Here is a 12,781-nt window from a genome sequence, read left to right on the forward strand (position 1 = left end):
TCGTGTGAACCGGCGGCGATTCTACCAGTCCCATCGATTGAGAGGGTATATGCGGCGCTTTGCCGCGCAGCTTTCATGTAAGGCTGAAATGGGCAAACCGACAGTGTATATTCATCCAGTCTTTAGCCGTATACTCCTGCATTATTTATACGCCCGCCGTGCGAGGCCATCTTGGACAAGATCCTGATTCGTGGGGCTAGAACCCACAACCTGAAGAACATCGACCTGACCCTGCCCCGGGACAAACTGATTGTCATCACCGGCTTGTCCGGGTCCGGCAAGTCATCGCTGGCGTTCGATACGCTGTATGCCGAAGGCCAGCGTCGTTATGTGGAGTCGCTGTCGGCCTATGCCCGGCAGTTCCTGTCGATGATGGAAAAGCCTGATGTCGACACCATTGAAGGCCTGTCGCCAGCCATTTCCATCGAACAGAAGTCGACTTCTCACAACCCACGCTCCACCGTGGGCACCATCACCGAAATCTACGACTACCTGCGCCTGCTGTACGCACGCGTAGGTATTCCACGCTGCCCGGATCACGATATCCCGCTGGAAGCCCAGACCGTCAGCCAGATGGTTGACCTGGTGCTGGCCCAGCCGGAAGGCGCCAAGCTGATGCTGTTGGCGCCGGTGATCCGCGAGCGCAAGGGCGAACACCTGTCGGTCTTCGAAGAGCTGCGCGCCCAGGGTTTTGTCCGTGCCCGGATCAACGGCAAGCTGTATGAGCTGGACGAAGCACCGAAGCTGGATAAGCAGAAGAAGCACACCATTGATGTGGTGGTCGACCGCTTCAAGGTACGTGCCGACCTGCAGCAACGCCTGGCGGAGTCGTTCGAGACCGCGCTGAAGCTGGCGGACGGTATCGCCCTGGTCGCACCGATGGACGACGAGCCCGGTGAAGAAATCATCTTCTCTGCACGCTTCGCCTGCCCGATCTGCGGCCATGCCATCAGCGAACTGGAACCCAAGCTGTTCTCTTTCAACAATCCGGCCGGCGCCTGCCCGACCTGTGACGGGTTGGGGGTCAAGCAGTTCTTCGATATCAAGCGTCTGGTCAATGGCGACCTGACGCTGGCGGAGGGCGCCATACGCGGCTGGGACCGGCGCAATGTCTACTACTTCCAGATGCTCGGGTCGTTGGCTGCCCACTATAAATTCAGCCTGGAAGTACCGTTCAACGAGCTACCGGCAGAGCAGCAGAAAGTCATCCTGCATGGCAGCGGCTCGCAGAACGTCGATTTCAAATACCTGAATGACCGTGGCGATATCGTCAAGCGCTCCCACCCATTCGAAGGCATCGTGCCCAACCTGGAGCGCCGCTACCGGGAAACCGAGTCGGCCAGCGTGCGCGAGGAACTGGCCAAGTTCCTCAGCACCCAGCCCTGCCCGGATTGCCGTGGCACCCGCTTGCGTCGCGAGGCACGCCACGTATGGGTGGGCGAGAAAACATTGCCCGCAGTGACCAACCTGCCCATCGGTGATGCCTGCGAATACTTCGGTGTATTGAAGCTGACCGGGCGACGCGGCGAGATTGCCGACAAGATCCTCAAGGAGATCCGCGAGCGCCTGCAGTTCCTGGTGAATGTGGGCCTGGATTACCTGTCCCTGGACCGCAGTGCCGACACCCTGTCCGGCGGCGAAGCCCAGCGCATTCGCCTGGCCAGCCAGATCGGTGCAGGCCTGGTGGGCGTGCTGTACATCCTCGACGAGCCCTCAATCGGCCTGCACCAGCGCGACAATGATCGCTTGCTGGGCACGCTCAAGCACCTGCGTGATATCGGCAACACGGTGATCGTGGTCGAGCACGATGAGGATGCCATTCGCCTGGCGGACTATGTGGTCGATATCGGCCCCGGCGCTGGCGTCCATGGCGGGCACATCGTTGCCCAGGGCACGCCAGCCGAAGTCATGGCCCACCCGGACTCCCTGACCGGCAAATACTTGTCTGGCCGGGTCAAAATCGAGGTGCCAGCCAAGCGTACGCCACGCAACAAAAAACAGGCGCTGCACCTCAAGGGCGCGCGCGGCAACAATCTGCGCAATGTCGACCTGGAAATCCCCTTGGGCCTGCTGACCTGCGTCACCGGTGTTTCCGGGTCAGGCAAATCCACGCTGATCAACAACACCCTGTTCCCCCTCAGCGCCACGGCGTTGAACGGCGCCACTACCCTGGAAGCTGCAGCGCATGACAGCATCAAGGGCCTGGAGCTCCTGGACAAGGTGGTGGATATCGACCAGAGCCCGATTGGTCGCACCCCCCGCTCCAACCCGGCGACCTATACCGGGCTGTTCACACCGATTCGCGAACTGTTCGCCGGCGTGCCGGAGTCCCGCTCCCGGGGTTATGGGCCTGGGCGCTTCTCCTTCAACGTCAAGGGTGGGCGCTGCGAGGCGTGCCAGGGCGACGGCTTGATCAAGGTGGAGATGCACTTCCTACCGGACATCTACGTGCCATGCGATGTGTGCAAGAGTAAGCGCTACAACCGCGAAACCCTGGAGATCAAATACAAGGGCAAGAACATCCATGAAACCCTCGAGATGACCATCGAGGAAGCGCGGGTGTTCTTTGACGCCGTGCCGGCCCTGGCACGCAAGCTTCAGACCCTGATGGACGTGGGCTTGTCGTATATCAAGCTAGGGCAGTCAGCAACAACACTGTCCGGTGGCGAAGCGCAGCGGGTCAAGTTGTCTCGTGAACTCTCCAAGCGCGATACCGGCAAGACCCTGTATATCCTCGATGAACCGACCACCGGCCTGCACTTCGCAGACATCCAGCAATTGCTCGACGTGCTGCACCGTCTACGCGATCACGGCAATACTGTGGTGGTGATCGAGCACAACCTGGATGTGATCAAGACAGCCGACTGGCTGGTGGACCTTGGGCCGGAAGGTGGCTCCAAGGGCGGGCAGATAATTGCAGTGGGCACGCCGGAGCAGGTTTCCGAGATGCCGCAATCCCATACTGGCTACTATCTGAAGCCGCTGCTGGCGCGCGACCGGGCCTGATTGCCAGGCCCAACAAAAAGCCCCTGTCACCATAGCGGTGACAGGGGCTTTTTTATTGCCGGCTGAATCAGAACTGCGATTGCAGGTAGTTCTCCAGGCCGATCAACTTGATCAGGCCCAACTGCTTTTCCAGCCAGTAGGTGTGATCTTCTTCAGTGTCATTCAACTGTACGCGTAGGATTTCCCGGGTCACGTAGTCGTTGTGCTTCTCGCAAAGCTCAATGCCCTTGCATAGCGCGGCGCGGACTTTGTACTCCAGGCGCAAGTCGCTGGCGAGCATCTCAGGCACCGTAGTGCCGGTATCCAGGTCGTCAGGACGCATACGCGGCGTGCCTTCGAGCATCAGGATACGACGCATCAGCGCGTCGGCGTGCTGTGCCTCTTCTTCCATTTCGTGGTTGATACGCTCGTAGAGCTCAGTAAAGCCCCAGTCTTCGTACATACGCGAGTGAATGAAATATTGGTCACGAGCTGCCAGTTCGCCCGTCAGCAACGTGTTGAGGTAATCGATTACGTCGGGGTGACCTTGCATCGCCCTACATCTCCCTGCTTGAAAGGCCCTAGTTTGAACCATGCTGACCTGCAGGTCACGGGACGAACGGCAGAAAAGTGAAGATTTCCGGAGAAAAGTAGCTGAAATAACGCAAAAACCGCCCAAATGAGGGCGGTTCTGCTTATCACTTAGAGTTAGTTAAGCGATACACCCAGCGCAGTTGCGATTCCTTCTCCATAAGCCGCATCTGCCTTGAAGAAGTGTTGCAGCTGACGTTGAACCACATCGCTGGAAACACCCGCCATCGCGCCGGCGATGTTGTTGATCAACAGCGCTTTTTGCTCGGCATTCATCAGGCGGAACAGCGCACCGGCATGGCTGTAATAATCGGTGTCTTCACGGTGATCATAACGATCCGCCGCGCCACTGAGTGCCAAGGCAGGTTCTGCGTACTGCGGCGCCTGCTTAGGTGCGTCCCCATAGCTATTAGGCTCGTAGTTGGGAGCCGCGCCACCGTTGCTGCCAAACGCCATAGAGCCATCACGCTGGTAGTTATGGACCGGACTGCGCGAAGCATTCACCGGCAGGTGCTGATGGTTAGTGCCAATCCGGTAGCGGTGCGCGTCGGCGTAAGCGAATACACGGCCTTGCAGCATGCGGTCCGGGGACAGACCGACACCTGGCACCATGTTGCTTGGGCCGAACGCTGCCTGCTCCACTTCGGCGAAGTAGTTCAGTGGGTTGCGGTTCAACTCCAACTCACCGACCTCAATCAGCGGAAACTCTTTTTGCGACCAGGTCTTGGTCACGTCGAAGGGATTCTCGTAGTGAGCGTTGGCCTGGGCTTCAGTCATGATCTGGATGCAGACGCGCCATTTCGGGAAGTCACCACGCTCGATGGCCTCAAACAGATCGCGCTGGGCGTAATCCGGGTCAGTACCCGCAATGCGCGCCGCATCGGCAGGCGCCAGATTCTTGATGCCTTGCTTGGTCTTGTAGTGCCACTTCACCCAGTGACGCTCGCCATTGGCGCTGATCAAGCTGTAGGTATGGCTACCGAAGCCGTGCATGTGACGGTAGCCGTCCGGGATGCCACGGTCTGAAAACAGAATGGTGACCTGGTGCAGCGCCTCAGGCGAATGCGACCAGAAGTCCCACATCATTTGCGCGCTTTTCAGGTTGCTTTGCGGCAGGCGCTTTTGGGTGTGGATAAAGTCAGGGAATTTCAGCGGGTCACGGATAAAGAACACCGGGGTGTTGTTACCGACAATGTCCCAGTTGCCTTCTTCGGTGTAGAACTTCAACGCAAAGCCACGTGGGTCGCGCTCGGTATCTGCGGAGCCGCGCTCGCCACCGACTGTCGAGAAGCGCAAGAAGGTCGGCGTCTGCTTACCAACAGCTTCAAACAGCTTGGCGCTGGTGTACTGGGTGATGTCTTTGGTGACCGTGAAGGTTCCGTACGCTCCCGAGCCTTTGGCGTGTACACGACGCTCTGGGATGTTTTCACGGTTGAAGTGGGCAAGCTTCTCGATCAGGTGGAAGTCGTCGAGCAGCAACGGGCCACGCGGGCCGGCGGAACGGGAATTCTGATTATCGGCAACGGGAGCGCCGCTGGCGGTTGTAAGGGTTTTCTGGCTCATGCTCAATTTCCTCAGGTCAGTCTTGGAACTGCCGGCTAATCGGCTTGGAAGAAGTATTGACCAGGAAGATGACACCATCAAATTTATTAAATCATGCCTATCGATAGTTAATTACTAACGATGTACTGGCTCGCATAGCCAAAACTCAATCAAGACCCGCCATGGGCTTTTCTATCGCCCACAAAAAACCGGGCACTAGGCCCGGTTTTTCGTAGCAGACTGTCGTCTTACTCGGCGGATACAGCTTCGCCAGCAGTAGCACGATCAACCAACTCGACGTACGCCATAGGCGCGTTGTCGCCAGTGCGGAAACCGCACTTGAGGATGCGCAGGTAGCCACCCTCACGGGTAGCATAACGCTTGCCCAGGTCGTTGAAGAGCTTACCAACGATAGCCTTCGAACGGGTACGGTCGAAAGCCAGACGGCGGTTAGCCAGGCTGTCTGTCTTGGCCAAAGTGATCAGCGGCTCAGCAACGCGACGCAGTTCTTTGGCTTTCGGCAGTGTAGTTTTAATCAGCTCGTGCTCGAACAGCGACACCGCCATGTTTTGAAACATGGCCTTGCGGTGCGAGCTGGTACGGCTCAGGTGACGACCACTTTTACGATGACGCATGGTTCATTCCTTACCAAACTCACGTTCGGTGATTACGACGATCAGGCAGTCGCCTTGTCGTCCTTCTTAAGACTTGCAGGCGGCCAGTTGTCGAGGCGCATGCCGAGGGACAGACCGCGGGAGGCCAGAACGTCCTTGATTTCAGTCAAGGATTTCTTGCCCAGGTTCGGAGTCTTCAACAGTTCTACTTCGGTGCGCTGGATCAGGTCACCGATGTAGTAAATGTTTTCCGCCTTAAGGCAGTTAGCCGAACGTACAGTCAGTTCCAGATCGTCAACCGGGCGAAGCAGGATCGGATCGATCTCGTCTTCCTGCTCGATTACCACTGGTTCGCTGTCACCTTTGAGGTCGACGAACGCAGCCAACTGCTGTTGCAGAATGGTTGCAGCGCGGCGAATAGCCTCTTCAGGATCCAGAGTACCGTTGGTTTCCAGATCAATAACCAGCTTGTCCAGGTTAGTACGCTGCTCGACACGGGCGTTTTCCACCACGTATGCGATGCGGCGAACCGGGCTGAACGAAGAGTCAAGCTGCAAGCGACCAATGCTGCGGCTTTCGTCTTCATCGCTCTGACGCGAGTCGGCCGGTTCATAACCACGACCACGAGCTACGGTGAGCTTCATGTTCAAAGCGCCGTTAGACGCCAGGTTAGCGATTACGTGATCGGGGTTAACGATCTCGACATCATGATCCAGCTGAATATCGGCAGCGGTAACCACCCCCGAACCCTTCTTCGACAAGGTCAGCGTAACTTCGTCACGGCCGTGCAGCTTGATAGCCAGACCTTTAAGGTTCAACAGGATTTCAATTACGTCTTCCTGTACACCTTCGATGGCGCTGTACTCGTGGAGCACACCGTCAATCTCGGCCTCGACTACTGCACAGCCGGGCATTGAGGACAACAGGATGCGGCGCAGCGCGTTGCCCAGGGTGTGGCCAAAACCACGCTCGAGAGGCTCGAGAGTGATCTTGGCGCGGGTTGGACTGACAACCTGCACATCAATGTGGCGGGGTGTCAGGAACTCATTTACCGAAATCTGCATGGATGCACCTATTTTCTAGCCCTTACTTGGAGTAGAGCTCGACAATCAGGCTTTCGTTGATGTCGGCGGACAGATCACTGCGAGCAGGAACGTTCTTGAAAACGCCCGACTTCTTCTCAGTGTCTACTTCTACCCATTCTACGCGGCCACGTTGGGCACACAGATCGAGAGCTTGGACAATGCGAAGTTGGTTTTTTGCTTTCTCGCGAATCGCGACCACGTCACCAGCACGAACCTGGTAGGACGGGACGTTAACGGTTTGGCCGTTTACGCTGACGGATTTGTGCGATACCAGCTGACGGGATTCGGCACGAGTCGAACCAAAGCCCATACGGTATACAACGTTGTCCAGACGGCATTCGAGCAGTTGCAGCAGGTTTTCACCGGTTGCACCTTTCTTGCCAGCAGCTTCTTTGTAGTAGCCGCTGAACTGACGCTCGAGAACGCCGTAGATACGACGGACCTTCTGCTTTTCACGCAGTTGGGTGCCGTAGTCGGACTGGCGACCGCGGCGTTGGCCGTGGATACCAGGTGCTGCTTCAATGTTGCACTTCGATTCGATCGCGCGCACGCCGCTCTTCAGAAAGAGATCGGTGCCTTCGCGACGAGCGAGTTTGCATTTTGGACCAATGTAACGAGCCATTCTTTACAATCTCCTGGATTACACGCGGCGCTTCTTCGGCGGACGGCACCCGTTGTGCGGGATTGGCGTCACGTCGGTGATGCTGGCGATCTTATAGCCACAGCCGTTCAAAGCACGGACAGCAGACTCACGACCTGGACCTGGACCCTTGACGTTAACGTCGAGGTTTTTCAGGCCATATTCCAGCGCAGCTTGACCAGCACGTTCAGCAGCTACTTGAGCAGCAAACGGGGTGGACTTGCGGGAACCGCGGAAACCCGAACCACCAGAGGTAGCCCAAGAAAGCGCGTTACCTTGACGGTCGGTGATGGTCACGATGGTGTTGTTAAAAGATGCATGGATGTGGGCGATGCCATCAACCACTGTCTTTTTAACTTTTTTACGAGGACGAGCAGCAGGTTTTGCCATGATAATTTTCCTGTCGATTCGCTGGGGCGATTACTTGCGGATCGGCTTACGCGGACCTTTACGGGTACGCGCGTTAGTCTTGGTACGCTGACCGCGTACTGGAAGACCACGACGATGACGCAGACCGCGATAGCAACCGAGGTCCATCAAACGCTTGATTTTCATGTTGATTTCGCGACGCAGGTCACCTTCAGTGGTGAACTTCGCCACTTCGCCACGCAGCAATTCAATCTGCTCGTCGCTCAGATCCTTGATCTTAGCGGCTGGGTTTACCCCAGCAACTGCGCAAATTTTCTGCGCAGTAGTGCGACCAACACCATAGATGTAGGTCAGCGAGATAACAGTGTGCTTGTTATCTGGAATGTTAACGCCTGCAATACGGGCCATTCAGTGGGACTCCAATTGACAGCTACCTACGCCCCGGAAGCCAAGAAATAGGGCGCGAGATAATATCGCTGTAATAACAAATAATCAACCCGGCAGCGCACTAGCTGCCGGGCTTCAAGCGGATCACACTCAGCCTTGGCGCTGTTTGTGACGCGGTTCCGCGCTGCAAATTACTCGAACAACACCTTCGCGGCGAATAATCTTGCAGTTACGGCACAGCTTTTTCACCGATGCACGAACTTTCATCACCAACTCCTCGAACCTTATGGGGTACTCAGCGCAACATGCCGCTGCCGTAGCCCTTCAGGTTGGCTTTCTTCATCAGGGATTCGTACTGGTGCGAAACGAGGTGCGATTGTACTTGGGACATGAAGTCCATCACAACCACGACGACGATCAGCAACGAGGTCCCGCCAAGGTAGAACGGAACGTTGGCTGCAACCACCAGGAACTGGGGCAACAAGCACACGGCCGTCATATATAGAGCACCGAACAGGGTCAAACGGGTCAGAACGCCATCAATGTAGCGCGCCGACTGCTCGCCCGGACGAATACCCGGAATAAAGGCACCGGACTTCTTCAGGTTTTCCGCTACGTCTTTCGGATTGAACATCAACGCCGTATAGAAGAAGCAGAAGAAAATAATCCCTGCACTAAACAGCAGAATATTCAACGGCTGACCAGGAGCGATCGACTGCGAGATGTCCTGCAACCAGCCCATACCTTCAGACTGACCGAACCAGGCACCCAACGAAGCCGGAAACAGCAAAATGCTGCTCGCGAAGATAGCAGGAATAACACCGGCCATATTCACTTTCAGCGGCAAGTGGCTGGTCTGCGCAGCGAAGACCTTGCGGCCCTGCTGACGCTTAGCGTAGTGAACAGCAATACGACGCTGACCACGCTCAATGAACACCACAAAACCGATAATCGCTACTGCCAGCAAACCGATGGCAACCAAGGCGAAGATATTGATATCACCCTGACGTGCAGACTCGAAAGACTGCCCGATTGCCCTCGGAAGACCGGCGACGATACCTGCGAAAATCAACATCGAGATACCGTTGCCAACACCACGCTCAGTAATCTGCTCACCCAGCCACATCATGAACATCGCACCAGCCACAAATGTGGTTACCGCGACGAAATGGAAGCCAAAGTCACCAGTGAACGCTACGCCCTGCCCTGCCAGACCGATGGACATGCCAACAGCCTGGACAAGAGCAAGAACGACAGTGAGGTAGCGGGTGTACTGGCTAATCTTGCGACGACCAGCTTCACCTTCCTTCTTCAACTGCTCCAGCTGCGGGCTGACGGCGCTCATCAACTGCATGATGATCGATGCCGAAATGTACGGCATGATCCCCAGTGCAAAGATGCTCATCCGCTCCAGCGCGCCGCCGGAAAACATGTTGAACAAGCTAAGAATGGTCCCCTCATTCTGTCGAAACAGGTCTGCGAGTCGGTCCGGGTTGATACCTGGAACCGGGATGTGTGCGCCTATTCGGTAGACGATAATCGCCAGGAACAGAAAACGCAGACGAGCCCAAAGTTCAGACATACCGCCTTTGCCGAGCGCTGAGAGAGCACCTTGCTTAGCCATTTATTCCTCGAACTTGCCGCCAGCTGCTTCGATAGCCGAACGCGCACCTTTGGTGGCGCCGATTCCCTTGCCGATAGTGACAGCGCGAGTCACTTCACCGGACAGCATGATTTTCACACGCTGTACGTTGACGTTGATCACGTTGGCATCTTTCAGGGTCTGCAGAGTAACGATGTCGCCTTCCACTTTAGCCAGTTCGGACAAACGCACTTCTGCGCGATCCATGGCCTTCAGGGAAACGAAACCGAACTTCGGCAGGCGACGATGCAGCGGCTGTTGACCGCCTTCAAAGCCTGGAGCGATGGTGCCACCGGAGCGGGAGGTTTGACCTTTGTGGCCACGGCCACCAGTCTTACCCAAACCGCTACCGATACCACGGCCCGGACGATGCTTTTCGCGACGGGAACCCGGCGCTGGACTCAGATCATTGAGTTTCATCGATTAACCCTCGACACGCAGCATGTAGTAAGCCTTGTTGATCATCCCGCGATTCTCGGGAGTATCCTGGACTTCTACAGTGTGACCGATGCGACGCAGACCCAAACCCTTAACGCACAATTTGTGGTTAGGGATGCGGCCGGTCATGCTTTTGATCAGCGTTACTTTAACGGTAGCCATGATCAGAAGATCTCCTTGACGCTTTTGCCACGCTTGGCGGCAATGGATTCAGGAGATTGCATAGCTTTCAAACCTTTGAAAGTGGCGTGAACCACGTTTACCGGGTTAGTCGAGCCGTAGCACTTGGCCAGAACGTTCTGAACGCCAGCAACCTCGAGGACAGCACGCATAGCGCCGCCAGCGATGATACCGGTACCTTCAGAGGCAGGCTGCATGTACACCTTCGAAGCGCCATGGGCAGACTTCATTGCGTACTGCAGGGTGGTGCCGTTCAGGTCAACTTGGATCATGTTGCGACGAGCAGCTTCCATTGCCTTCTGGATCGCAGCAGGCACTTCACGCGACTTGCCACGGCCGAAGCCAACACGGCCCTTACCATCACCAACCACGGTCAACGCGGTGAAGGTGAAGATACGGCCGCCTTTAACGGTCTTGGCTACGCGGTTAACTTGAACCAGCTTCTCAATGTAGCCTTCGTCGCGCTTTTGGTCGTTATTTGACATAACTTAGAACTCCAGCCCAGCTTCACGAGCAGCATCAGCCAGCGCTTTAACGCGGCCGTGGTACTTGAAGCCAGAGCGGTCGAAAGCCACTTGCGAGACGCCAGCGGCCTTAGCACGCGTAGCGACCAGCTGGCCAACCTTAGTGGCCGCGTCGATGTTGCCAGTGGCACCATCACGCAGTTCTTTATCCAAAGTCGAGGCGCTTGCCAGGACTTTGTTGCCGTCGGCCGAGATGACCTGGGCGTAGATGTGCTGCGACGAGCGGAACACGCAGAGACGCACGACTTCGAGTTCGTGCATTTTCAGGCGTGCTTTGCGAGCGCGACGCAGTCGAGTAACTTTTTTGTCGGTCATTTGCTATGCCCTACTTCTTCTTGGCTTCTTTACGACGGACGACTTCGTCCGCGTAGCGCACACCTTTGCCTTTGTACGGCTCTGGTGGACGGAAGTCGCGGATCTCGGCAGCCACTTGACCTACCAGCTGCTTATCGATGCCCTTGATCAGGATATCGGTCTGGCTAGGAGTTTCAGCGGTGATGCCTTCCGGCAGTTCGTAATCCACTGGGTGCGAGAAGCCAAGGGCCAGGTTCAAAACCGTGCCTTTTGCTTGCGCTTTGTAACCAACACCGACCAGCTGGAGCTTACGCTCGAAGCCTTGGCTTACGCCTTGGACCATGTTGTTTACCAACGCACGCGTGGTACCGGCCATTGCGCGAGTTTGTTGATCGCCATTGCGAGCAGCGAAACGCAGCTCACCAGCTTCTTCAACGATCTCAACGGACGAATGGATGTTCAGTTCAAGAGTACCCTTGGCACCCTTCACCGAAAGCTGTTGGCCTGCGAATTTTACTTCGACACCGGCTGGCAGCTTAACGGGGTTCTTAGCGACGCGAGACATGCTTATCCCCCCTTAGAACACAGTGCAAAGAACTTCGCCGCCGACACCGGCAGCGCGCGCAGCACGATCCGTCATCACACCTTTGTTGGTGGAGACGATAGACACACCGAGACCGCCACGAACTTTCGGCAGATCTTCAACGGACTTGTACTGACGCAGGCCTGGACGGCTAACGCGCTTCACTTCCTCGATGACCGGACGGCCTTCGAAGTACTTCAGCTCGATGGACAGCAGTGGCTTGATTTCGCTGCTGATCTGATAACCCGCAATGTAGCCTTCGTCTTTCAGGACTTTGGCAACAGCTACCTTCAACGTGGAAGATGGCATGCTTACGACGGACTTTTCAGCCATCTGGGCATTACGGATACGAGTTAGCATGTCCGCTAACGGGTCCTGCATACTCATGGGCTAGACGCTCCTAATACAAAAAAATTAGCCTTGCGGCTACATATGTCACCGAGAATCTCCGAGCATAAAACACACGGGCTCAGGCGAGCCGCGTATTTTAGACACACTCCGGAAATGAAACAAGCCCCAAAAGGGGCTTGTTCCAGATTCTAGGCCACCGGTGGTCAGTATCTTGCGATCCTGACCACCTGGACTTCGAAAGTACTTACCAGCTGGCTTTAACCAGACCTGGTACGTCACCACGCATTGCCGCTTCACGCAGTTTGTTACGGCCGAGGCCGAACTTGCGGTAAACGCCGTGTGGACGACCGGTCAGGCGGCAGCGGTTACGCATGCGCGAGGCGCTTGCGTCACGTGGCTGCTTCTGCAGAGCTACTGTAGCTTCCCAACGCGCCTCTGGACTTGCGTTCAGATCAACGATGATAGCTTTCAGTGCTGCACGCTTCTTGGCGTACTTGGCAACCGTGAGCTGACGCTTCAGCTCGCGGTTTTTCATGCTCATCTTGGCCATGGTCCT

17 protein-coding genes are annotated in these 12,781 nt (G+C 56.3%); 1 reads left to right on the plus strand and 16 read right to left on the minus strand.

Annotated features, from left to right (window positions below):
• Window positions 1–171 precede the first annotated feature (171 nt).
• A complete protein-coding gene (gene uvrA / locus GDV60_RS24220) occupies window positions 172–3,006 on the plus strand; it encodes an excinuclease ABC subunit UvrA (protein ID WP_029299403.1) in 2,835 nt (944 codons plus the stop codon).
• A 67-nt stretch (window positions 3,007–3,073) separates the two neighbouring features.
• On the opposite strand, the gene bfr is transcribed toward uvrA, so the two are convergent.
• The 16 genes from bfr to rpsN form a co-directional block, all read right to left on the minus strand.
• Window positions 3,074–3,538 (minus strand): bacterioferritin, encoded by a 465-nt coding sequence (gene bfr / locus GDV60_RS24225; protein ID WP_029299402.1) that lies wholly within the window; start codon window positions 3,536–3,538, stop codon window positions 3,074–3,076.
• A 155-nt stretch (window positions 3,539–3,693) separates the two neighbouring features.
• Window positions 3,694–5,139, minus strand: coding sequence for a catalase (locus GDV60_RS24230; RefSeq protein ID WP_029299400.1), 1,446 nt, complete (start codon window positions 5,137–5,139; stop codon window positions 3,694–3,696).
• Window positions 5,140–5,366: 227 nt separating this feature from the next.
• Entirely contained in the window at window positions 5,367–5,753 is a 387-nt protein-coding gene (gene rplQ / locus GDV60_RS24235) for a 50S ribosomal protein L17 (RefSeq protein ID WP_007918448.1), read from the minus strand.
• A gap of 41 nt (window positions 5,754–5,794) precedes the next feature.
• Window positions 5,795–6,796 carry a DNA-directed RNA polymerase subunit alpha gene (gene rpoA / locus GDV60_RS24240; protein ID WP_003176403.1) on the minus strand — a complete coding sequence of 334 codons (1,002 nt, stop codon included), beginning with the start codon at window positions 6,794–6,796 and terminating at the stop codon, window positions 5,795–5,797.
• A 22-nt stretch (window positions 6,797–6,818) separates the two neighbouring features.
• Complete coding sequence (gene rpsD / locus GDV60_RS24245) at window positions 6,819–7,439, minus strand: 30S ribosomal protein S4 (RefSeq protein ID WP_003210056.1); 621 nt, start codon at window positions 7,437–7,439, stop codon at window positions 6,819–6,821.
• Between the two features lie 18 nt (window positions 7,440–7,457).
• Window positions 7,458–7,847: a 30S ribosomal protein S11 gene (rpsK, locus tag GDV60_RS24250; protein ID WP_002555466.1), complete on the minus strand. Its 390-nt coding sequence runs from the start codon at window positions 7,845–7,847 to the stop codon at window positions 7,458–7,460.
• A 30-nt stretch (window positions 7,848–7,877) separates the two neighbouring features.
• Window positions 7,878–8,234 carry a 30S ribosomal protein S13 gene (gene rpsM / locus GDV60_RS24255; protein WP_024077676.1) on the minus strand — a complete coding sequence of 119 codons (357 nt, stop codon included), beginning with the start codon at window positions 8,232–8,234 and terminating at the stop codon, window positions 7,878–7,880.
• A gap of 129 nt (window positions 8,235–8,363) precedes the next feature.
• Window positions 8,364–8,480 carry a 50S ribosomal protein L36 gene (gene rpmJ / locus GDV60_RS24260; RefSeq protein WP_002555468.1) on the minus strand — a complete coding sequence of 39 codons (117 nt, stop codon included), beginning with the start codon at window positions 8,478–8,480 and terminating at the stop codon, window positions 8,364–8,366.
• 28 nt (window positions 8,481–8,508) lie between these two features.
• The gene (gene secY / locus GDV60_RS24265; RefSeq protein WP_018612224.1) at window positions 8,509–9,837 is read right to left on the minus strand and encodes a preprotein translocase subunit SecY; all 1,329 of its coding nucleotides are present in this window, start codon (window positions 9,835–9,837) and stop codon (window positions 8,509–8,511) included.
• On the minus strand, window positions 9,838–10,275 hold the full coding sequence (rplO, locus tag GDV60_RS24270; RefSeq protein ID WP_016969471.1) for a 50S ribosomal protein L15: 438 nt from the start codon (window positions 10,273–10,275) through the stop codon (window positions 9,838–9,840). It abuts the gene before it with no gap.
• 3 nt (window positions 10,276–10,278) lie between these two features.
• On the minus strand, window positions 10,279–10,455 hold the full coding sequence (gene rpmD / locus GDV60_RS24275; protein WP_003176408.1) for a 50S ribosomal protein L30: 177 nt from the start codon (window positions 10,453–10,455) through the stop codon (window positions 10,279–10,281).
• A gap of 2 nt (window positions 10,456–10,457) precedes the next feature.
• The gene (rpsE, locus tag GDV60_RS24280) at window positions 10,458–10,958 is read right to left on the minus strand and encodes a 30S ribosomal protein S5 (protein ID WP_003186035.1); all 501 of its coding nucleotides are present in this window, start codon (window positions 10,956–10,958) and stop codon (window positions 10,458–10,460) included.
• Between the two features lie 3 nt (window positions 10,959–10,961).
• A complete protein-coding gene (gene rplR / locus GDV60_RS24285) occupies window positions 10,962–11,312 on the minus strand; it encodes a 50S ribosomal protein L18 (RefSeq protein ID WP_003186037.1) in 351 nt (116 codons plus the stop codon).
• Window positions 11,313–11,322: 10 nt separating this feature from the next.
• On the minus strand, window positions 11,323–11,856 hold the full coding sequence (gene rplF, locus GDV60_RS24290; protein WP_003176412.1) for a 50S ribosomal protein L6: 534 nt from the start codon (window positions 11,854–11,856) through the stop codon (window positions 11,323–11,325).
• Between the two features lie 12 nt (window positions 11,857–11,868).
• Window positions 11,869–12,261, minus strand: a complete 393-nt coding sequence (gene rpsH, locus GDV60_RS24295; protein ID WP_017848802.1) for a 30S ribosomal protein S8 — start codon at window positions 12,259–12,261, stop codon at window positions 11,869–11,871.
• Window positions 12,262–12,469: 208 nt separating this feature from the next.
• Complete coding sequence (rpsN, locus tag GDV60_RS24300) at window positions 12,470–12,775, minus strand: 30S ribosomal protein S14 (protein ID WP_003176414.1); 306 nt, start codon at window positions 12,773–12,775, stop codon at window positions 12,470–12,472.
• Window positions 12,776–12,781 lie beyond the last annotated feature (6 nt).

The sequence above is a fragment of the Pseudomonas sp. DTU12.1 genome, assembly GCF_009873475.1.
GTDB lineage: Bacteria > Pseudomonadota > Gammaproteobacteria > Pseudomonadales > Pseudomonadaceae > Aquipseudomonas > Aquipseudomonas proteolytica.

Coding starts and splice junctions, on each gene's coding strand:
- rplF (WP_003176412.1), bottom strand. CDS start 11,856: ATGTCTCGCGTCGCTAAGAACCCCGTTAAGCTGCCAGCCGGTGTCGAA.
- rpmJ (WP_002555468.1), bottom strand. CDS start 8,480: ATGAAAGTTCGTGCATCGGTGAAAAAGCTGTGCCGTAACTGCAAGATT.
- GDV60_RS24230 (WP_029299400.1), bottom strand. CDS start 5,139: ATGAGCCAGAAAACCCTTACAACCGCCAGCGGCGCTCCCGTTGCCGAT.
- rpsM (WP_024077676.1), bottom strand. CDS start 8,234: ATGGCCCGTATTGCAGGCGTTAACATTCCAGATAACAAGCACACTGTT.
- rpsD (WP_003210056.1), bottom strand. CDS start 7,439: ATGGCTCGTTACATTGGTCCAAAATGCAAACTCGCTCGTCGCGAAGGC.
- rpoA (WP_003176403.1), bottom strand. CDS start 6,796: ATGCAGATTTCGGTAAATGAGTTCCTGACACCCCGCCACATTGATGTG.
- rplR (WP_003186037.1), bottom strand. CDS start 11,312: ATGACCGACAAAAAAGTTACTCGACTGCGTCGCGCTCGCAAAGCACGC.
- rpsH (WP_017848802.1), bottom strand. CDS start 12,261: ATGAGTATGCAGGACCCGTTAGCGGACATGCTAACTCGTATCCGTAAT.
- bfr (WP_029299402.1), bottom strand. CDS start 3,538: ATGCAAGGTCACCCCGACGTAATCGATTACCTCAACACGTTGCTGACG.
- rplO (WP_016969471.1), bottom strand. CDS start 10,275: ATGAAACTCAATGATCTGAGTCCAGCGCCGGGTTCCCGTCGCGAAAAG.
- rpsE (WP_003186035.1), bottom strand. CDS start 10,958: ATGTCAAATAACGACCAAAAGCGCGACGAAGGCTACATTGAGAAGCTG.
- rpsK (WP_002555466.1), bottom strand. CDS start 7,847: ATGGCAAAACCTGCTGCTCGTCCTCGTAAAAAAGTTAAAAAGACAGTG.
- rpsN (WP_003176414.1), bottom strand. CDS start 12,775: ATGGCCAAGATGAGCATGAAAAACCGCGAGCTGAAGCGTCAGCTCACG.
- rplQ (WP_007918448.1), bottom strand. CDS start 5,753: ATGCGTCATCGTAAAAGTGGTCGTCACCTGAGCCGTACCAGCTCGCAC.
- rpmD (WP_003176408.1), bottom strand. CDS start 10,455: ATGGCTACCGTTAAAGTAACGCTGATCAAAAGCATGACCGGCCGCATC.
- secY (WP_018612224.1), bottom strand. CDS start 9,837: ATGGCTAAGCAAGGTGCTCTCTCAGCGCTCGGCAAAGGCGGTATGTCT.